This is a genomic window from Neisseria perflava, from assembly GCF_019334725.1.
Lineage (GTDB): Bacteria > Pseudomonadota > Gammaproteobacteria > Burkholderiales > Neisseriaceae > Neisseria > Neisseria subflava_A.
Genome location: NZ_CP079818.1, coordinates 1,430,181 through 1,449,994 on the forward strand (window position 1 = coordinate 1,430,181; position 19,814 = coordinate 1,449,994).

At 49.1% G+C, this 19,814-nt stretch carries 18 protein-coding genes; 13 read left to right on the forward strand and 5 right to left on the reverse strand.

What is annotated here, in order from left to right:
- Window positions 1-20: 20 nt before the first annotated feature.
- Window positions 21-1,466 (reverse strand): patatin-like phospholipase family protein, encoded by a 1,446-nt coding sequence (locus LPB400_RS06895; RefSeq protein ID WP_219088547.1) that lies wholly within the window; start codon window positions 1,464-1,466, stop codon window positions 21-23.
- Window positions 1,467-1,606: 140 nt separating this feature from the next.
- Here LPB400_RS06895 and recO point away from each other — a divergent pair, with 140 nt between their 5' ends.
- From recO to LPB400_RS06945, 10 genes are all read left to right on the forward strand, one after another.
- A complete protein-coding gene (gene recO, locus LPB400_RS06900; protein WP_070824286.1) occupies window positions 1,607-2,350 on the forward strand; it encodes a DNA repair protein RecO in 744 nt (247 codons plus the stop codon).
- 68 nt (window positions 2,351-2,418) lie between these two features.
- Window positions 2,419-3,147 carry a pyridoxine 5'-phosphate synthase gene (gene pdxJ, locus LPB400_RS06905; RefSeq protein WP_070814162.1) on the forward strand — a complete coding sequence of 243 codons (729 nt, stop codon included), beginning with the start codon at window positions 2,419-2,421 and terminating at the stop codon, window positions 3,145-3,147.
- Window positions 3,148-3,235: 88 nt separating this feature from the next.
- Complete coding sequence (gene acpS, locus LPB400_RS06910; protein ID WP_219088549.1) at window positions 3,236-3,613, forward strand: holo-ACP synthase; 378 nt, start codon at window positions 3,236-3,238, stop codon at window positions 3,611-3,613.
- Between the two features lie 154 nt (window positions 3,614-3,767).
- Window positions 3,768-4,571, forward strand: coding sequence for an NUDIX domain-containing protein (locus LPB400_RS06915; protein ID WP_219089721.1), 804 nt, complete (start codon window positions 3,768-3,770; stop codon window positions 4,569-4,571).
- Window position 4,572: 1 nt separating this feature from the next.
- The gene (locus tag LPB400_RS06920; RefSeq protein ID WP_219088551.1) at window positions 4,573-4,995 is read left to right on the forward strand and encodes a hypothetical protein; all 423 of its coding nucleotides are present in this window, start codon (window positions 4,573-4,575) and stop codon (window positions 4,993-4,995) included.
- Between the two features lie 769 nt (window positions 4,996-5,764).
- On the forward strand, window positions 5,765-6,640 hold the full coding sequence (gene prpB / locus LPB400_RS06925) for a methylisocitrate lyase (protein WP_039862334.1): 876 nt from the start codon (window positions 5,765-5,767) through the stop codon (window positions 6,638-6,640).
- 84 nt (window positions 6,641-6,724) lie between these two features.
- Window positions 6,725-7,879 (forward strand): bifunctional 2-methylcitrate synthase/citrate synthase, encoded by a 1,155-nt coding sequence (gene prpC, locus LPB400_RS06930; protein WP_070583901.1) that lies wholly within the window; start codon window positions 6,725-6,727, stop codon window positions 7,877-7,879.
- Window positions 7,880-8,278: 399 nt separating this feature from the next.
- Window positions 8,279-10,885: a Fe/S-dependent 2-methylisocitrate dehydratase AcnD gene (acnD, locus tag LPB400_RS06935; protein ID WP_219088553.1), complete on the forward strand. Its 2,607-nt coding sequence runs from the start codon at window positions 8,279-8,281 to the stop codon at window positions 10,883-10,885.
- A 117-nt stretch (window positions 10,886-11,002) separates the two neighbouring features.
- Window positions 11,003-12,172: a 2-methylaconitate cis-trans isomerase PrpF gene (gene prpF / locus LPB400_RS06940; protein ID WP_049349727.1), complete on the forward strand. Its 1,170-nt coding sequence runs from the start codon at window positions 11,003-11,005 to the stop codon at window positions 12,170-12,172.
- Window positions 12,173-12,385: 213 nt separating this feature from the next.
- Window positions 12,386-13,597, forward strand: coding sequence for an acetate kinase (locus LPB400_RS06945; RefSeq protein ID WP_003746653.1), 1,212 nt, complete (start codon window positions 12,386-12,388; stop codon window positions 13,595-13,597).
- 58 nt (window positions 13,598-13,655) lie between these two features.
- Here LPB400_RS06945 and purM read toward each other — a convergent pair whose 3' ends face one another.
- Window positions 13,656-14,690: a phosphoribosylformylglycinamidine cyclo-ligase gene (gene purM, locus LPB400_RS06950; protein WP_219088555.1), complete on the reverse strand. Its 1,035-nt coding sequence runs from the start codon at window positions 14,688-14,690 to the stop codon at window positions 13,656-13,658.
- Window positions 14,691-14,894: 204 nt separating this feature from the next.
- Between purM and LPB400_RS06955 the strand changes: the two genes are divergently transcribed.
- Window positions 14,895-15,965 carry an AI-2E family transporter gene (locus tag LPB400_RS06955; protein ID WP_219088557.1) on the forward strand — a complete coding sequence of 357 codons (1,071 nt, stop codon included), beginning with the start codon at window positions 14,895-14,897 and terminating at the stop codon, window positions 15,963-15,965.
- Between the two features lie 66 nt (window positions 15,966-16,031).
- On the forward strand, window positions 16,032-16,748 hold the full coding sequence (locus LPB400_RS06960; protein WP_070461927.1) for an S-methyl-5'-thioinosine phosphorylase: 717 nt from the start codon (window positions 16,032-16,034) through the stop codon (window positions 16,746-16,748).
- 46 nt (window positions 16,749-16,794) lie between these two features.
- On the opposite strand, the gene LPB400_RS06965 is transcribed toward LPB400_RS06960, so the two are convergent.
- From LPB400_RS06965 to LPB400_RS06975, 3 genes are all read right to left on the reverse strand, one after another.
- Window positions 16,795-17,289, reverse strand: a complete 495-nt coding sequence (locus tag LPB400_RS06965; protein WP_070461949.1) for a hypothetical protein — start codon at window positions 17,287-17,289, stop codon at window positions 16,795-16,797.
- Window positions 17,290-17,434: 145 nt separating this feature from the next.
- Window positions 17,435-17,869 carry a hypothetical protein gene (locus LPB400_RS06970; protein ID WP_070461930.1) on the reverse strand — a complete coding sequence of 145 codons (435 nt, stop codon included), beginning with the start codon at window positions 17,867-17,869 and terminating at the stop codon, window positions 17,435-17,437.
- Complete coding sequence (locus LPB400_RS06975) at window positions 17,862-19,169, reverse strand: homoserine dehydrogenase (RefSeq protein WP_070461931.1); 1,308 nt, start codon at window positions 19,167-19,169, stop codon at window positions 17,862-17,864. Before LPB400_RS06975 ends, LPB400_RS06970 begins: the two co-directional genes overlap by 8 nt.
- Window positions 19,170-19,375: 206 nt before the next feature.
- On the opposite strand from LPB400_RS06975, the gene LPB400_RS06980 reads away from it, so the two are divergent.
- Window positions 19,376-19,750: an Mth938-like domain-containing protein gene (locus LPB400_RS06980; RefSeq protein ID WP_070461951.1), complete on the forward strand. Its 375-nt coding sequence runs from the start codon at window positions 19,376-19,378 to the stop codon at window positions 19,748-19,750.
- The last annotated feature ends 64 nt before the right edge of the window (window positions 19,751-19,814 follow it).

Genomic DNA, 19,814 nt, shown 5'->3' on the forward strand with positions numbered 1-19,814 from the left:
ACACTTTATGGAACAGTTTGCTACTGCTTTTCTTTTTCGTTCAATGGCTTGAACTCTTGCACATCCGGAGGCGGGGCTGCAAAGATGGTGTCTGGATTGGGGTGTGCCGCAAATTCTGCCAGCAGGTTGCGATAGTCCAGTGACTGTTTCATCAGTTCGGCGGCGGCGGTGCGCAGGTTGTCCACGTCTTCCGGCGGCAGATAGAAACTGGTCGGAATATTCAATACCTTGTCCCTCAGCTGGGATGGCGGAAGGTCTTTGAGATTCAGGCTGACGAAAGAGAAATAGATGTTTTCATTTTGCTTGTCTTTGTTCCATTGGTCGACAAAAGCTCTGAAGCGGCGCAAAGATTCTTGCGAATGTTGGTCGATCGGGATATTCACGATGGCGGAAACGACATCTCGGAAACCGGGTACGGCAGCGCTTTTATCCAAATTGCTGCTGACTTCGTTTTGGGCATTGACGTTGATGACGACAATATGGCGGATTTTGTTTTGTTTAATTTTATGCGTCAGGATTTTTTCCGGATACATCTCCGTCATGTCCAAAAGGCTGCGCATGCCCAGATTGTCGGTTAAACCGCCGTCGATAAGGTGGATGTAGGGACGGTTTTTACTGTCGCTGTATTTTTGGAAACGCTCGAAAAATTCTTTTCGGGTTTGCAGCTGTTTTTTACCTGCTTCGCTGTCTTCGCTGTCGGAGACAAGTTGAAACGGCGGCGTGTATTGGCAATGGCCGCCGTTGTTATTGAGCGTAATCGGTGCAAACACCATAGGTACGGAGCTTGACGCGGCAGCGGCGCGGGCAAGTCGCAAGTCGCCCAAGTCGATACACATCGGGTCGAAATATTCTTGCGTGAAATTGAAACGCTCGCCTATGCCCATATCGGTGGCGGAAATGATGGCAAACGGGCCTTTGCGGTTCATTTCCAAATCGCGGAAAGTGGTTTTGCCGAAAAGGTAGTTTTCAAACTGCTCCTGTAACAGATCACCGCGTCCGTATTCAGGCGAGGCCAGTCGGGGCAGGTTGGACATGGAAAATGCTTGTTTGACAACTTGGCGTTGGAAGTTTTGGTGTAGGAAACGTTTGTAAAACAAGGGAATGGTTTCTTCGCCCTTGAGTGCAAAATAAGCCGCCAAAACCGAGCCTCCGGATACGCCGACCACCACATCGACATTCGACATCAAAGACTGTTTTTTACCGCCTATGGTAATCTGCTGCTTATGAAGCTGCTCCAACACGCCATAACCCAAGGCCGCCGCGCGAGTACCGCCGCCGGAGAACATCAACACAACAAGCGTATCGTCTTCGTCGTTGTGCTGAGGCCAGCTGGTTTCAAAGCGGTAGCCACGCTGCAGGTCGACCGTATCAATACCGGCGACAGGCTGATATTTCATCAGCGAACAGGCGGATAATAGGGCTGCAGAGAGCAGGGAAAGGGCAGATTTAAAAGGGAATTTTGGCATAAACATAGGAAAGTCGGTTGTTCATTCAAAACGGATTATAAAGGTTTTCAGACGGCCTTTATAGAAGGCAGATTTTCAGACGGCCTTTTTGCGTCGATTTTCCGTTATAATCGACACAATCTTTATCTTTCCAAACCCTTATGGCGCAACCAAACCGCATCAACCACGAACCTATCTTTCTGCTTGCTTCCGCCCCGTGGCGCGAGAGCAGCTTGTGGGTGGAGGCTTTCAGCCGCCGTTATGGGCGGGTGGCTTTGTTGGCCAGAAGCGCGCGCAAACGGCAGAGCGAATTGCGCGGCGTGTTGGTACCGTTTGTGCCGGTGAGTGCGTCTTGGTATGGTTCGCAAGAGTTGAAGACCCTGCATCGTGCCGAATGGATAGGCGGGTGGCCGCAGCCGCAGGGCAGGGCTTTGTTCAGTGGATTGTATGTGAACGAGTTAATGCTGAAATTGACCGTCCGTGAAGACCCGTTGCCCGAGCTTTACGATGTTTTGGCGGAAACCATGAAAACCATCTGTTGCGAGGCCAACCACATAGCCGCTTTGCGCCGTTTTGAATGGTCGCTGTTGACACGTTTGGGTTTTGCCCCCGATTTGTTTCATGACGGCAACGGCAATGAAATCAATGGCGAAGAAACATATTGGCTCACGCCTGAAGAAGCTGTGGTTCCCCTGGCCGAGGCCGACCGTTTCCATGCGCTTAATAAGGGCGTTGCCGTATTGGGCGCGACTTTAATCGATTTGAGGGAAGGCAGTTTCGTTCATCAGGAAAGCCTCGGTCAGGCTTTGAAAGTAACGCGGCTTTTGATTGACAACCTTCTACCCGAGGGCATCAAGTCTCGGCAGGTTTTACAGCAGTTGCAGCAGTTTGGCTTGGGCAGTTGAATTTTTTCAGACGGCCTTTGATAGGTAATGACTCAGGCCATCTGAAACCTTAATGAAAGGACATTATTATGTTGTTAGGCGTAAACATCGACCATATTGCCACCGTCCGCAATGCGCGCGGTACGATTTATCCCAGCCCTGTCGAAGCGGCGCTGATTGCAGAAACCCACGGCGCTGATTTGATTACCATGCACTTGCGTGAAGACCGCCGCCATATTAAAGATGCGGACGTGTTTGCCGTTAAAAACGCCATCCGCACGCGCCTGAATTTGGAAATGGCGCTGACGGAAGAAATGCTGGAAAACGCGCTCAACGTCATGCCGGAAGATGTGTGCCTCGTGCCTGAAAAACGTCAAGAAGTGACCACCGAAGGCGGTTTGGACGTATTGGCGCAACAGGATAAAGTAGCCGAGTTCACTAAAATCCTGACCGACGCAGGCATCCGCGTGTCCTTGTTTATCGATGCCGACAACGCGCAAATCCAAGCCGCTTATGATGTCGGCGCGCCCGTTATCGAGTTGCACACCGGCGCATATGCCGATGCGCACAGCCACGCCGAGCAAATAAAACAATTCGAGCGCATTCAAAACGGCGCGCATTACGCCAGCGATTTGGGTTTGGTCGTTAACGCCGGACACGGCCTGACCATTCACAATGTTACGCCGATTGCTCAAATTCTCGCCATCCGCGAGCTGAACATCGGCCATTCGCTGATTTCCCAAGCACTCTTCCTCGGCCTGCCTGAAGCTGTCCGCCAAATGAAGGAAGTCATGTTCAGAGCCAGAATGCTGCCTTAACGGCATCAGCCATACAGGCTAAAGCGGTTTGCTTTGGCCTGTATTCACACTTTCAGACGGCCTGACTATTTAAACAAGGAGCAGACCCATGATTTATGGAATCGGTACAGACATTGTTTCCCTCAAACGCATTATCCGCCTGAACAAAAAATTCGGACTGGCATTTGCGCAACGCATTCTCAGCCCGGAAGAGCTGTTGGAATTTCCGCAGGCAGGCAAACCGGTCAACTATCTTGCCAAACGTTTTGCCGCCAAAGAGGCTTTTGCCAAAGCCGTCGGTACGGGCATACGCGGAGTGGTGTCTTTCCGCAATATCGGTGTCGGACATGACGCATTGGGCAAACCTGAATTGTTTTTTGCACCGGCTTTGACAAAATGGCTGAAAGAGCAGGGTATCAGCGGCTGTCATCTCAGTATGAGCGATGAAGAGGATACCGTCATGGCTTTTGTCATTGCGGAAAAATAAGGCCGGATTTAAGTATTCTGAAATAGAGCATCCTTTTCAGACGGCCTGAAGGGTTAGGTATTTGTTGAAGGTCGGGCGTATAGGCCCGACATCGTTTTTTTACGCATAAATCGGTAGGTGTCGCCGCCTGCCGCATATAAGAATAATCTAAATGATGACTGAAGACACACGTCCATTGGTGCAAGTGGTTGCCGGAATTTTGCTCGACCAAAATGGCCGCTATCTGCTCAGCTCCCGCCCAGAGGGCAAGCCCTATGCCGGCTATTGGGAATTTGCCGGAGGCAAGGTTGAGGCAGGCGAGAGCGACTTTCAAGCCTTGCAACGCGAGTTTGAAGAAGAACTCGGTATCCGTATCCTTGCTGCTACGCCGTGGCTGACCAAAGCCCATTCCTACGAACACGCACATGTACGCCTGCATTTTTTATGGGTGGAAGCCGACCAATGGACAGGAGAAATCCAATCGAGGGAAGGGCAGAAATGGGCATGGCAAAAGGCAGGGGATTTTACCGTTGCGCCGATGTTGCCTGCCAATAGCGCATTATTACACTCCCTATCTATTCCGCGCCAGCTTCAAGGCCGTCTGAAAAGCGGCTTGAGCGGTCAAAACAGCATGGGCGAATATCATGTTGTGCCATATCTGTCGGCTCAGTATCAAACCGCATCAGCCGTATTGCTGGATTTTGCCGATTGGCAACAAGGCAAGCCGATAGAAGCATCCAGCGTGTGGCCAATCATTGAAAATGCCGAACAATGGCAGCAGGTGCAAAATGCCGATGCTGTCGTTTGGAAAGTGGCGAATGAAGCGGCAGCCAAGCAAGTTGTTGATATTTTGGCGCAAGGCGTGGCGATGCCGCTGATTGTGGCAGCTCCGGAAAGTATGGTTTCCATTTATCGCGAACAGTGGCAGAGCATGGGTGCGCACGCCGTTTTGACCGATAATGACATTGAGGCCGTCTGAAATGAGTAAAAATCAAAAACTACTGATTGCCGCTGTTTTACTGATTGTGTTTGCGGCGGCCAAACTGCTGCTCTTGGATTGGTGGCAGCGGCAACAGATAAAAGCGAATGTAGTCGAATGTAGTCTAACACAAGGCTGCGTTCTGCCTGACGGTTCAAAAGTGCGTGCGACCTCTATCAATACACACGAGCCGTTTGATATTGTGGTGGAGAATGTGCCGAAGAATACGGGTGCGGTCAGTATCAGTTTCAGTATGAAAAACATGGACATGGGCTTCAACCACTATAACCTGACGCAACAATCGCCGCAAAGTTGGCAGGCTGCGCAAATCCGCTTGCCATTTTGCGTCGAAGGCCGCCATGATTACACTGCCGACATTACCATTGGCAAACAGACTTTTCAGACGGCATTTAGTGCAGAGTAGTCATCATGCAAAGGCCGTCTGAAAATTTAAAGGCAAAAATTTTAATTTTTTCAGAAGGCATATTTAAAAGTTCTTTATAAATGAATCAATTATAAATTATTTTTAGACAGATTGTTTACAATTATTCTGACTATCAGCCAAAAGTACAAAACGGACAGAAGCTAGGCCACACAAGGATTTGATGTGGTGCAGCCTGTCCGTTTTTTACATTTGTTGCAAAAAAATCGTTTATTAATAACTGAATTTTTTATAATTTTTTTGAAAAAAGTGTTTGACAAGACCGGTTTTATTTTTTAAATTTGTTTCCATAAATAAAAACTACATCGCACTACAAAGGAACATCATCATGAATCTGTATCAAACCACTCTCTCTTGTTATAGATTTTCTCCCATCTCTGCCGCTCCCGTCGTCGCCAGCTTATTGCCAGTCGCGGCGGTCTGAAGGCTCTCAACCCGAATCCAGTTTCCGCATTCCTACAAACGTTTCGGGTTTTAAAATATCTGTATCCCCCAACAGCATTCATATACTGATTAATAAAAATTAAAAAACGTATACCTTCGCTTCAGCCTTATTGTATGTATTGTATTTGATAACTATTTGTATTTATTAATTTTAAATTTTTTAGATGGTTAATGATTGAAATTTTACAGGCCGTCTAAAAACAGTTTTTAGAACGATTGTTTCTTTTTAAACGGTTTGTTTCAAGTTGTGAAAAAACCGAGCCGTCCGATTAATACTGATGAAAAAAGTCTATAAAGGAGAAATATGATGAGTCAACACTCTGCCGGAGCACGTTTCCGCCAAGCCGTGAAAGAATCAAACCCTCTTGCCGTCGTCGGTTGCGTCAATGCTTACTTTGCACGATTGGCCACCCAAAGCGGTTTCAAAGCAATCTATCTGTCTGGCGGCGGCGTGGCAGCTTGCTCTTGCGGTATCCCTGATTTGGGCATTACCACAATGGAAGATGTGCTGATCGACGCGCGACGTATTACGGACAACGTAGATACGCCTTTGCTGGTGGACATCGATGTAGGTTGGGGCGGTGCATTCAATATTGCCCGTACTATTCGCAACTTTGAACGCGCTGGTGTTGCAGCGGTTCACATCGAAGATCAGGTAGCGCAAAAACGCTGCGGCCACCGTCCGAACAAAGCCATCGTTTCTAAAGATGAAATGGTTGACCGTATCAAAGCTGCCGTAGATGCCCGTGTTGATGAAAACTTTGTGATTATGGCGCGTACCGATGCGCTGGCGGTAGAAGGTTTGGATGCCGCTATCGAACGCGCTCAGGCTTGTGTCGAAGCCGGTGCAGACATGATTTTCCCTGAAGCCATGACCGATTTGAAAATGTACCGCCAATTTGCAGATGCAGTGAAAGTACCTGTATTGGCCAACATTACCGAGTTTGGTTCCACTCCGCTTTATACCCAAAGCGAGCTGGCTGAAAACGGCGTATCGCTGGTGCTGTATCCGCTGTCATCATTCCGTGCAGCAAGCAAAGCCGCTCTGAATGTTTATGAAGCGATTATGCGCGATGGCACTCAGGCGGCGGTGGTTGACAGTATGCAAACCCGTGCCGAGCTGTACGAGCATCTGAACTATCATGCCTTCGAGCAAAAACTGGATAAATTGTTTCAAAAATAAGTAACCGCTTTCAGACGGCCTTTCAACAAATCCGCATCCGCCGTCTGAAAAATAAAACCCATAAAAATACAAAGGAGAAATACCATGACTGAAACTACTCAAACCCCGACTTTCAAACCTAAAAAATCCGTTGCGCTTTCTGGCGTTGCGGCCGGTAATACCGAATTGTGTACCGTTGGCCGTACCGGTAACGATTTGAGCTATCGCGGTTACGACATCTTGGATTTGGCACAAAAATGCGAGTTTGAAGAAGTCGCCCACCTGCTGATTCACGGTCATCTGCCCAACAAATTCGAGCTGGCCGCTTATAAAACCAAACTCAAATCCATGCGCGGCCTGCCTATCCGTGTGATTAAAGTTTTGGAAAGCCTGCCTGCACATACCCATCCGATGGACGTAATGCGTACCGGCGTATCCATGCTGGGCTGCGTTCATCCTGAACGTGAAAGCCATCCGGAAAGTGAAGCGCGCGACATCGCCGACAAACTGATCGCCAGCCTCGGCAGCATCCTCTTGTACTGGTATCAATATTCGCACAACGGCAAACGCATTGAAGTTGAAAGCGACGAAGAGACCATCGGCGGTCATTTCCTGCACCTGTTGCACGGCAAACGCCCAAGCGAATCACACATCAAAGCGATGCACGTTTCACTGATTCTGTATGCAGAACACGAGTTCAACGCTTCTACCTTTACCGCCCGCGTGATTGCCGGTACAGGCTCTGATATGTACTCCTGCATTACCGGTGCAATCGGCGCGTTGAAAGGTCCGAAACACGGCGGCGCGAACGAGGTGGCTTACGATATTCAAAAACGTTACCGCAATGCCGACGAAGCTGAAGCCGACATCCGCGAACGCATCGGCCGCAAAGAAATCGTGATCGGTTTTGGTCATCCGGTGTACACCATTTCCGACCCTCGCAACGTTGTCATTAAAGAAGTGGCACGCGGTTTGAGCAAAGAAACCGGCGATATGCGCCTCTTTGACATTGCCGAACGCTTGGAGAGCGTGATGTGGGAAGAGAAAAAAATGTTCCCGAATCTGGACTGGTTCTCCGCCGTTTCCTACCAAAAATTGGGCGTACCGACCGCTATGTTCACACCGCTGTTCGTCATTTCCCGTACAACCGGTTGGAGCGCACACGTTCTCGAGCAACGCAAAGACGGCAAAATCATCCGTCCGAGCGCAAACTACACAGGCCCTGAAGATTTGGCATTCGTGGAGATTGAAAACCGCTAATACGCGTAACAGCAGGGTGGGCCGCCAGCCTGCCCCATCTCGAAATGCCGTTTGAAAACAATGAATAAATGATGTTTTCGTTTTTCGACGGCCTAGTGCAGTATGCGAGAGAGAGAGCCGGCCGTTTGGAAAACATGCTGCTCTGCTGTCGTCATTCCCATACAGGCAGAAATTCAAAAGTTGAAATGTTCTGCTGTAAAGAGTGCCGAAAGATTTAAGTTTGGATTTCCGTCTATACGGGAATGATGGTAGCGGAGCAGCAATTTTTTTCATACCGCGAATAGATTTCAGACAACAAGCAATAAAACAGAATTTATGGTTTCAGACGGCCTTAAGGTCCGAATCAACAGGCCGTCTGAAACCCAAAACCAAAAAAATAATAGATTTAGGAGAACCGACATGACTGCCAACCAACGCTACCGCAAAGCTTTGCCCGGTACGGATTTGGAATATTACGACGCGCGTCAGGCGTGTGAAGACATCAAACCAGGCTCTTACGACAAGCTGCCTTATACAAGCCGTATCTTGGCTGAGAACTTGGTCAACCGCGCAGACAAAGTCGACCTGCCTACGCTGCAAAGCTGGCTGGGTCAGCTGATTGAGGGAAAACAGGAAATCGACTTTCCTTGGTATCCGGCACGCGTGGTGTGTCACGATATTCTGGGTCAGACAGCGTTGGTGGATTTGGCAGGTCTGCGCGATGCGATTGCAGAAAAAGGCGGCGATCCTTCCAAAGTGAATCCGGTGGTGCAAACCCAGCTCATCGTCGACCACTCTCTGGCCGTTGAATGCGGCGGCTACGATCCTGATGCCTTCCGCAAAAACCGCGAAATCGAAGACAGACGTAACGAAGACCGTTTCCACTTCATCAACTGGACAAAAACCGCATTTGAAAATGTGGACGTGATTCCGGCAGGCAACGGCATTATGCACCAAATCAACTTGGAAAAAATGTCTCCGGTTGTCCAAGTCAAAAACGGCGTGGCATTCCCTGACACCTGCGTCGGTACTGACTCACATACGCCGCACGTCGATTCACTGGGCGTGATTTCCGTAGGCGTGGGCGGTTTGGAAGCCGAAACCGTAATGTTGGGCCGTGCATCCATGATGCGTCTGCCTGATATTGTTGGCGTTGAGCTGACCGGCAAACGCCAGCCGGGCATTACTGCTACCGACATCGTGTTGGCACTGACCGAATTTTTGCGTAAAGAGCGCGTGGTTGGCGCATTTGTCGAATTTTTCGGTGAGGGCGCAAGAAGTCTGTCCATCGGCGACCGTGCCACCATTTCCAACATGACCCCCGAGTTCGGCGCGACTGCCGCGATGTTCGCTATTGATGAGCAAACCATTGATTATTTGAAACTGACCGGTCGCGATGACGCGCAAGTGAAATTGGTGGAAACCTACGCCAAAACCGCAGGCTTGTGGGCAGATGCCTTGAAAACCGCCGTTTATCCGCGCGTTTTGAAATTTGATTTGAGCAGCGTAACCCGTAACATGGCAGGTCCAAGTAACCCACATGCCCGTTTTGCGACCGCCGATTTGGCCAGCAAAGGCTTGGCTAAACCTTATGAAGAGCCTTCAGACGGCCAAATGCCTGATGGTGCAGTGATTATTGCCGCGATTACTTCATGTACCAATACTTCCAATCCGCGCAACGTTGTCGCCGCCGCGCTGTTGGCACGCAATGCGAACCGTCTCGGCTTGAAACGTAAACCTTGGGTGAAATCTTCGTTTGCCCCGGGTTCAAAAGTAGCCGAAATCTATTTGAAAGAAGCAGGCCTGCTGCCTGAAATGGAAAAACTCGGCTTCGGTATCGTTGCCTTCGCATGTACCACCTGTAACGGCATGAGCGGCGCGCTGGATCCGAAAATTCAGCAGGAAATCATCGACCGCGATTTGTACGCTACCGCCGTATTGTCCGGCAACCGAAACTTCGACGGCCGCATCCATCCGTATGCGAAACAGGCTTTCCTCGCTTCGCCTCCGTTGGTCGTTGCCTACGCGCTGGCAGGCAGCATCCGTTTCGATATTGAAAACGACGTACTCGGCGTTGCAGACGGCAAAGAAATCCGCCTGAAAGATATTTGGCCTACCGACGAAGAAATCGATGCCATCGTGGCCGAATATGTGAAACCGCAACAATTCCGCGACGTTTATATCCCGATGTTCGACACCGGCACAGCGCAAAAAGCACCAAGCCCGCTATACGACTGGCGTCCAATGTCCACCTACATCCGCCGCCCACCTTACTGGGAAGGCGCACTGGCAGGGGAACGTACATTGAGCGGTATGCGTCCGCTGGCGATTTTGCCCGACAACATCACCACCGACCACCTCTCGCCATCCAATGCGATTTTGGCCAGCAGTGCTGCAGGCGAATATTTAGCAAAAATGGGTTTGCCTGAAGAAGACTTCAACTCTTACGCAACCCACCGCGGCGACCACTTGACCGCCCAACGCGCAACCTTCGCCAATCCGAAACTGTTTAACGAAATGGTGAGAAACGAAGACGGCAGCGTACGCCAAGGTTCTCTGGCACGCGTTGAACCTGAAGGCAAAACCATGCGTATGTGGGAAGCCATCGAAACCTATATGAACCGCAAACAGCCGCTCATCATCATTGCCGGTGCGGACTACGGTCAAGGCTCAAGCCGCGACTGGGCTGCAAAAGGCGTACGCCTCGCCGGCGTGGAAGCGATTGTTGCCGAAGGCTTCGAGCGTATCCACCGCACTAACTTGATCGGTATGGGCGTGTTGCCGCTGCAGTTCAAACCGGGTACCAACCGCCACACCCTGCAACTGGACGGTACGGAAACCTACGACGTTGTCGGCGAACGCACACCGCGCTGCGACCTGACCCTCGTGATTCACCGTAAAAACGGCGAAACCGTCGAAGTTCCGGTTACCTGCCGCCTCGATACCGCAGAAGAAGTATTGGTATATGAAGCCGGTGGCGTGTTGCAACGCTTCGCACAAGACTTCTTAGAAGGAAATGCAGCGTAAGGTAAATCGGGTATCGTCAAAATACCCGGACTACGCTCAAAAAGGTTTTCAGACGGCCTTGAATGTTTGAGAGGCCGTCTGAAAAAACCATACTAGAAATACAAAGGAGAACTCGAAATGCCGCAAATTAAAATTCCAGCCGTTTACTACCGCGGCGGTACATCCAAAGGCATTTTCTTCAAACGCACCGATCTGCCGGCCGCTGCGCAGGAAGCAGGCGAGGCACGCGACAAAATCCTCTTGCGCGTACTCGGCAGCCCCGACCCTTACGGCAAACAGATTGACGGTTTGGGTAATGCCAGTTCGTCCACCAGCAAAGCCGTGATTTTGGACAAATCCGAACGTACCGATCACGATGTCGATTACTTGTTCGGACAAGTTTCCATCGACAAACCTTTTGTCGATTGGAGCGGCAACTGCGGTAATCTGACCGCCGCCGTGGGCGCATTTGCCATCGAACAAGGTTTGGTCGATAAATCCAAAATCCCTTCAGACGGCCTGTGTACCGTCAAAATTTGGCAGAAAAACATCGGCAAAACCATTATTGCCCATGTGCCGATGCAAAACGGCGCAGTTTTGGAAACAGGCGATTTTGAGCTTGACGGCGTAACGTTCCCGGCAGCCGAAGTACAAATTGAATTTTTAGATCCAGCCGACGGCGAAGGCAGTATGTTCCCAACCGGCAATTTGGTTGATGAAATTGATGTGCCGAATATAGGCCGTCTGAAAGCCACGCTTATCAATGCCGGTATTCCAACCATTTTCCTAAATGCCGCAGATTTGGGCTACACAGGCAAAGAGTTGCAAGACGACATCAACAACGATGCCGCGGCTCTGGAAAAATTTGAAACCATCCGCGCTTATGGCGCGCTGAAAATGGGCTTGATCAGCGACGTATCCGAAGCTGCCACCCGCGCCCATACTCCGAAAGTCGCTTTTGTCGCTCCGGCGGCAGATTACACCGCTTCAAGCGGCAAAACCGTCAAAGCAGCCGACATCGACTTATTGGTACGCGCGCTGAGCATGGGCAAATTGCACCACGCCATGATGGGTACTGCTTCAGTTGCCATCGCTACCGCTGCCGCCGTGCCCGGTACGCTGGTCAACCTTGCAGCCGGAGGCGGAGCGCGTAAAGAAGTCCGTTTCGGTCATCCGTCAGGCACACTGCGTGTCGGTGCAGCCGCCGAATGTCAGGACGGCCAATGGACGGCCACCAAAGCGGTCATGAGCCGTAGCGCACGCGTGATTATGGAAGGACAAGTCCGAGTGCCGGAAGATTGCTTTTAAGTTTTCAGACGGCCGCAGCATTAAACAAGGCCGTCTGAAAACCAAATAAGCAGATTTTAGTCGGGTAGCGATACCTGCAATGGAGATTAGGATTGGGCATGAAGCCTGACTAAACACCAAACCAAAGGCAAACTGGAAAGCTCTCAAATGTTTTTGCTCTTTTCAGACGGCCTGAAACCAAAAAAACAATCAAAAATTCAAAGGAGAAACACCATGTCCAACCAACTCATTCTTGTTCTGAACTGCGGCAGCTCTTCGCTCAAAGGCGCCGTTATCGACCGTAAAAGCGGTAATGTCCTCCTAAGCTGTCTCGGCGAACGTTTGGGTACGCCCGAAGCAGTCATTACGTTCAGCAAAGACGGTAAAAAATGCCAAACAGCCTTGACCGGCCGTAACGACCATGCCGGTGCCGTAGGTATGCTGTTGAAAGAGCTTGAAAAACACGGCCTGCACGACCGCATTAAAGCCATTGGCCACCGCATCGCACACGGCGGCGAAAAATACAGCGAATCTGTTTTGATCGACCAAGCGGTAATGGACGAACTCAATGCCTGCATTCCGCTCGCTCCGCTGCACAACCCTGCCAATATTAACGGTATTTTGGCTGCGCAAGAGCATTTCCCAGGCCTGCCCAATGTCGGCGTGATGGATACTTCGTTCCACCAAACCATGCCGGAGCGTGCCTACACTTATGCCGTTCCGCGTGAATTGCGTAAAAAATACGCTTTCCGCCGCTACGGTTTCCACGGTACCAGCATGCGTTACGTTGCCCCTGAGGCCGCACGGATTTTGGGCAAACCTCTGGAAGACATCCGCATGATTATTGCCCACTTAGGCAACGGCGCATCCATTACCGCCATCAAAAACGGCAAATCCGTTGACACCAGTATGGGCTTCACGCCGATCGAAGGTTTGGTAATGGGCACCCGTTGCGGCGACATCGATCCGGGTGTATACAGCTATCTGACTTCCCAAGCCGGATTGGATGTTGCCCAAGTTGATGAAATGCTGAACAAAAAATCAGGCTTGCTCGGTATTTCCGAACTCTCCAACGACTGCCGTTCTTTGGAAATCGCGGCGGATGAAGGCCATGAAGGCGCTCGTTTGGCCCTGGAAGTCATGACCTACCGCCTTGCCAAATACATTGCTTCGATGGCAGTGGCTTGTGGCGGCGTTGACGCACTCGTGTTTACCGGCGGTATCGGCGAAAACTCGCGCAACATCCGTGCCAAAACCGTTTCCTATCTTGATTTCTTGGGTCTGCACATCGACACCAAAGCCAACATGGACAAACGCTACGGCAACTCCGGTATCATCAGTCCGACAGGTTCTATGCCGGCTGTTTTGGTTGTGCCAACCAATGAAGAGCTGATGATTGCCCACGATACGGCGCAGTTGGCCGGCTTTTTGGAAGAAGTAGGCTAGGGCAGTGTAAACAAAAAAGTGCGGATTCATCATCCGCACTTTTTTAATTACAGCTTAATCAAGCCACTTGGGTTTGATGTTCGTCGCCGTTGCGCTCACGAACTGCGCCCAAACGGTAAACGGTTTCGCCTTGTTCGCTCAAGAATGCTTGTACCGCATCGGCATCTTCTTCGGCAATGATAACGACCATGCCGATACCGCAGTTGAATGTACGGTACATTTCTTGGGTTTCCACATTGCCTGCTTTTTGCAGCCATTGGAACAGTTTAGGCAATTCCCACGCTTTGGCATCGATTTGTGCGACGGTATTTTCAGGTAAAACGCGTGGTACGTTTTCGGTAATGCCGCCGCCGGTAATATGGGCCATACCTTTAATGGTGAATTTTTCCAAAGCGGCAAGGATAGGTTTCACATACAGGCGGGTAGGGGCGATGATGGCTTCGCGCAAGGTTTTGCCGTTGTCAAACTCCGCGTCCAAATCGGGATTGTCGCGTTCGATGATTTTGCGTACCAAAGAGTAGCCGTTGGAGTGTGCGCCGTTGGAAGCCAAGCCCAAAACAACGTCTCCGGCCTGAATGCTGCGGCCGTTGATGACGCGTTCTTTTTCAACTACACCGACGGCAAAACCGGCCAAGTCGTATTCGCCTTCGGGATACATGCCCGGCATTTCGGCAGTTTCACCGCCAATCAAAGCGCAACCGGATTCTTCGCAGCCTTGGGCAATGCCTTTAATCACATCAGTCGCGCGGGCAACATCCAGCTTGCCGCAAGCAAAATAGTCCAAGAAGAACAAAGGTTCAGCACCTTGAACCAAAATGTCGTTGACGCTCATGGCAACCAAATCGATACCGACGGTATCGTGTTTATCCCAGTCGAATGCCAGTTTCAGCTTGGTGCCGACGCCGTCCGTACCGGAAACCAATACCGGATTTTTGTATTTTTTGCCGATTTCGACCAAAGCGCCGAAACCGCCCAAATCACCCAACACTTCAGGGCGCATAGTACGCTTGGCAAAAGGTTTGATGTTTTCGACCAGTTGATCGCCTGCGTCGATATCCACGCCTGCGTCACGATAGCTCAAAGAAGTGCTCATTGGATTTCCTTATTCGGGTATGGGGGTAGATTGTCGGAGCGTATTTTATCTTAAATTGGAGGATTCAGGCTGAATTTTTTGGCATTATTGTCAACAATTTTTATTTTATCTTAATGGCCATCACGCATTCAGACGGCCTTTGTGAATCTGTTATACTGCTTATTGATTTTGAAAACCTTAAGCATCAACTGGGGAACACCTTTTATGTATCAAAAGAAAGCGCGCGGCGCAAAACCGTGGATTATTATGGCTTGCGTCATCGCAGCCTTTATTTGGCTTTTATATGCCTTGGTCGATGTTTTGACGCCGTTTATTGTGGCCGCCGTTTTGGCCTATGTTTTGAATCCCTTGGTCGAGTGGCTGCAATTGAAGCGTATCCGCCACGCGCCGGCCTCTATGATTATTATGGCGCTGGCTTTGCTAATATTGCTGTCGTTAGTACTGATTATCGTGCCTATGTTGTTGAACCAGTTTAATAATCTGGCCGAACGCCTGCCGCAAATCGTAGGCTTTGTTCAAAACAAACTACTACCGTGGCTCAACAGCATCAGCGGGGATTATATTCAAATTGATCAAGAATCAATCATCGCATGGTTGCAGTCGCATACGGATGAGTTGAGCAATACGCTCAAAGCATGGATTCCGACCTTGATGCGTCAAAGCGGCAACGTCATCAGCGGTGTCAGCAATTTGGTGTTGTTGCCTTTGTTGCTGTATTACTTCTTGTTGGATTGGAAACGCTGGTCTTCCGGAATCAGCAAATTGGTTCCACGCCGTTTTATCGAGACCTACACGCGTATCAGCGGCAATATGGATGAAGTTTTGGGCGAGTTTCTGCGCGGCCAGCTGATGGTTATGATGATTATGGGCTTGGTCTATGGCTTGGGCTTGATGTTGGTCGGTTTGGATTCCGGCTTTGCTATCGGTATGATTGCCGGTATTTTGGTATTTATTCCGTATTTGGGCGCATTTACCGGCCTTTTGCTGGCGACAATCGCCGCGCTTTTGCAATATGGCTCATGGCAGGGCTTATTGATGGTCTGGGCTGTATTCGGTGTCGGACAATTCTTGGAAAGCTTTTTCATTACGCCTAAAATCGTCGGCGACCGCATTGGTTTGTCGCCTTTCTGGGTGATTTTCTCGTTGATGGCTTTCGGACAACTGATGGGTTTTGTCGGTATGCTTGCCGGCTTGCCGCTTGCCGCCGTGACGCTGGTTTTACTACGTGAAGGTGCATCTGTCTATTTCGGCAGCCATTTCTACAAACATAAATAAATCGATAATATTAAGGCCGTCTGAAATCCAAGTTTCAGACGGCCATTGATAACAAAGGAAGTCTATATGTTAGCCATTATCGGCGGCAGCGGTTTGACCAAACTGCCAGAACTCGAAATTACCGAACGAAAAATCATACGCACTCCATACGGCTTAACCAGCAGCCCTATTTTGTTCGGCAGGTTGGGGCGCTTGGATATTGTTTTTCTTGCCCGACACGGCTTCAGCCATACCATCGCGCCGCATGAAATCAACTACCGCGCCAATATTTGGGCGTTACATTCTTTAGGCGTTGAAAACATTATTGCCATTTCTTCAGTCGTCGGTATCAACCCCGATTTTGAAAATGGCAGTTTAGTGTTGCCGGACGATTTGATCGACTATACCTATGGCCGCAAAGATACTTTTTTTGAAGGCCAAGAATGCCCTGTCGTCCATACCGATTTTTTCAACCCTTATTGCGATGAATTGCGACAAGAATTATTGAATATCACGAAAGCGCACAATGTGCCGATTTACGATTCCGCTGTTTATGGCTGCCTGCAAGGCCCGCGCCGTCCAACCCGCGCTGAAATCGCCCGTTATCGCCGTGACGGGGTAGATGTACTCGGTATGACCGGTATGCCTGAAGCCGTTTTGGCCAGGGAGTTGAAAATGGCCTATACCCACTTTTGCAGCGTCAGCAGCATTGATTGCTTTGATAGCGGAGTAGGGACTGAGGGCTGTAATGAACAGACTTCTATTGCGATGACGAAAATCCGACAATTATTGAATGGTTTGTAACTGATAATGCCGTCTGAAATAATGTTTTCAGACGGCATTGTTTTATTTAGGAAGCCGTTTCACGCGCCCAATGGGGCAGGGAGGCTTTTTGTTTGCGGAACGAGGCAAGTTGCATACCCCGACATTTTTCAAAAATCAATTCAACCCCGCTTTGCAGCTGTAAAATCAAATTGGTATGCGTTTCCGTTTTAATAAAATCGATATTGCGTTGTACCAAGCGTTGAATGACGGCATATACATCAAGGCAGCCATTTGCAAAAAACCACAGATTTAACTTTACCCAACGGCCGCCGCTTAATGCAGTATTAGGCTGAAAATCAGCACGAATCTGTGTCAGCCGATTATCGGAGAAATGCAGTTCAATATCGCCATAAAGCCAAATATTCCAGCCTTTTTGTACCAACAAGCCTTTAGGGACGCAATCAGGCGCAGGAAACATCTGCAAAATAGACTCTGCCGATTGTCCGATTTCCAGATAGTCAAACCGGCCGGTATACAAAAAATCATAAATATCAATGGCAATAGGAAAGTGGTAACGCATGGCAACAACCATAGAAAAGCAATTAACCAAGCTATCTTAAACTTAAAATATAATGAAATCAATTCTTATTACTATTTATCAATATAAGAAAGGCCGTCTGTTGTTCAGACGGCCTTGTAGCTTTGGCTTAAACCGATATTTTGGTTTACTCAGCCTTTAAATCAGCCACGCACTGCTTATCGCGTGCCTCAAAAGCTTCCGCGCCACCCAAGAGCTTGAGTTGCTCCATAGGGCTGATTTTACCGAAGTTTCGGATTTGCTCGTCAGAGAGTTTGCTTAAAGGCTGATCCCACATGCAGACACAATAGTCTTGAGCCAATTTCTCGTTTTGCGCATCCAAACCTTTTGCTTTCAAATCAGCTTGCCATTTTTCAGCAAAAGGAATGTTTTTCACGCAAGACTCCACCACATTTTGTTTCATCTGCGGCTTGTTCATGGCGCATTGTGAGAGCAGGGCGGTCAGAGCCAGCAAAGACAAAATAATCCATGCCCAAATGCGGATGGTGCGGATTTTTGCCTTGGCTTTTTTTCTGGCTGCCAGTTGCTCTTCAGACGGCCTTTCCGTTTGTTGCTCAGTCATGCAGGCTTTCCATGCGGATCATGGTGATCGGAGCATCCACGCAACTCAGTGCTTCAATCGCTGCGATAGCACGTTTGACGTTGTGTTCCACTGTGGTATGGGTCAGAATCACAATTTCGGCAGTACTTTGATTAATCACACCTTTTTGAATCAGAGCCTCGATAGAAACATTTTCTTTGGCCAAGAGTGCGGCAATTTGACCCAAAGTGCCCGGTTCGTCAGTTGCTTGAACGCGCAAATAGTAGCTGCTGGTGATTTCATCCATAGGCAGAATATTTTGCGCTTGAACTTGCGAAGGTTGGAATGCCAAGTGAGGGACACGATGGTCAGTCTCAGCTTCAATCAGGCGGGCAATATCAATGATATCGGCAACCACGGCAGAAGCCGTTGGCAATGCACCGGCGCCTGCACCATAATACAAGGTTTCACCAACCATATCGGCATTGACGCGGACAGCATTCATCACGCCGTTAACGTTAGCCAGCAGACGGCTTTCAGGAATCAGAGTAGGGTGTACGCGCAACTCGATGCCTTTGTCGGTTTTACGGGTAATACCCAACAACTTGATACGATAGCCAAGTTCTTCAGCGTATTTGATATCGCGGCTGTCAAGTTTGCTGATGCCTTCCAAATAGCAGGCAGAAAAGTTCATCGGCGTACCGAATGCCAATGCGCTCATAATCGTAATTTTATGGCCGGCATCATGACCTTCGATATCAAAAGTAGGGTCAGCTTCTGCATAGCCCAAAGCCTGAGCTTCTTTTAAGACGTCTGCAAACGCGCTGCCTTTTTCACGCATCTCAGTAAGGATGAAGTTGCTGGTACCATTAATAATACCGGCAATACTGCGGATTTGATTCGCAGCCAAACCTTCACGCAAAGCCTTGATAATAGGGATACCGCCGGCAACAGCAGCTTCAAACTGTACCATGACATTTTTTTCTTCCGCCAAAGGGAAAATTTCATTGCCGTATTCAGCCAACAGTTTTTTATTGGCAGTAACAATGTGTTTGCCGTTTTCAATCGCTTTCAATACCGCATCTTTAGCAATACCGGTACCGCCAAACAATTCCACAACAACATCAACATCTTGCTGTTGAACCAGCTCAAACGGATCTTTGATAAAAGCAGCATTCGGGCAAATTTGTTTGGCTTTTTCTTCGCTCAAATCACAAACAGCAGAAATACGGACTTCACGTCCCAAGCGGCGGCTGATTTCCGCAGCGTTGTCCTGCAATACAGTGGCCGTACCGCCACCGACTGTACCCAAACCTAAAAGACCGATATTTACTGGCTTCATTGTGTCTCCTTTTGAGCCGATACTTTAAAATAATCACGAAAAACCAAGGCTTGTTATAATCGCTTGCAATCGTAAATTCAGAGCAAAGCATCAATGCACAAGGTTAAACGTTGAATCCTACCTGATATTGCTTGATTTTGCACCTTTTTTTGCAAGTTTCCCAAGGCCGTCTGAAAAATCGTTCTACCATAAAAACAGGAATTGCCATGAAAATCACAGAAAACCATATCGATGAAACCGCATCATTTTTTTCATCCTCACAAGGCATATTGCAAATCGGTGAACAAACATACTCAAAACCCATTTGCTGGCAAGATGGCAAAGTGAGCATCATTCCTCAAACAACCATCGAAGAATTAAACGAACAAATTTTTATATCAGCAATTGAAACAGCAGAAAACCGTCCAGAAGTCATTATTATCGGTACAGGAGAAAAACAAAAATTCCTGCATCCCAAAATTGCTGCAGCCTTATCAGCCTACGGAATCGGCTTTGAATGCATGAACACAGCCTCCACTTGCCGAACTTTAGTTTTACTGCAAGGCGAAGGCCGAAGCACATGGGCTTGGTTGTGGCCATAATTTGTAGAAAAGACTTTTGCATCATACTAGTACAAATTCGCATAATTTATATTATGTTAAATTT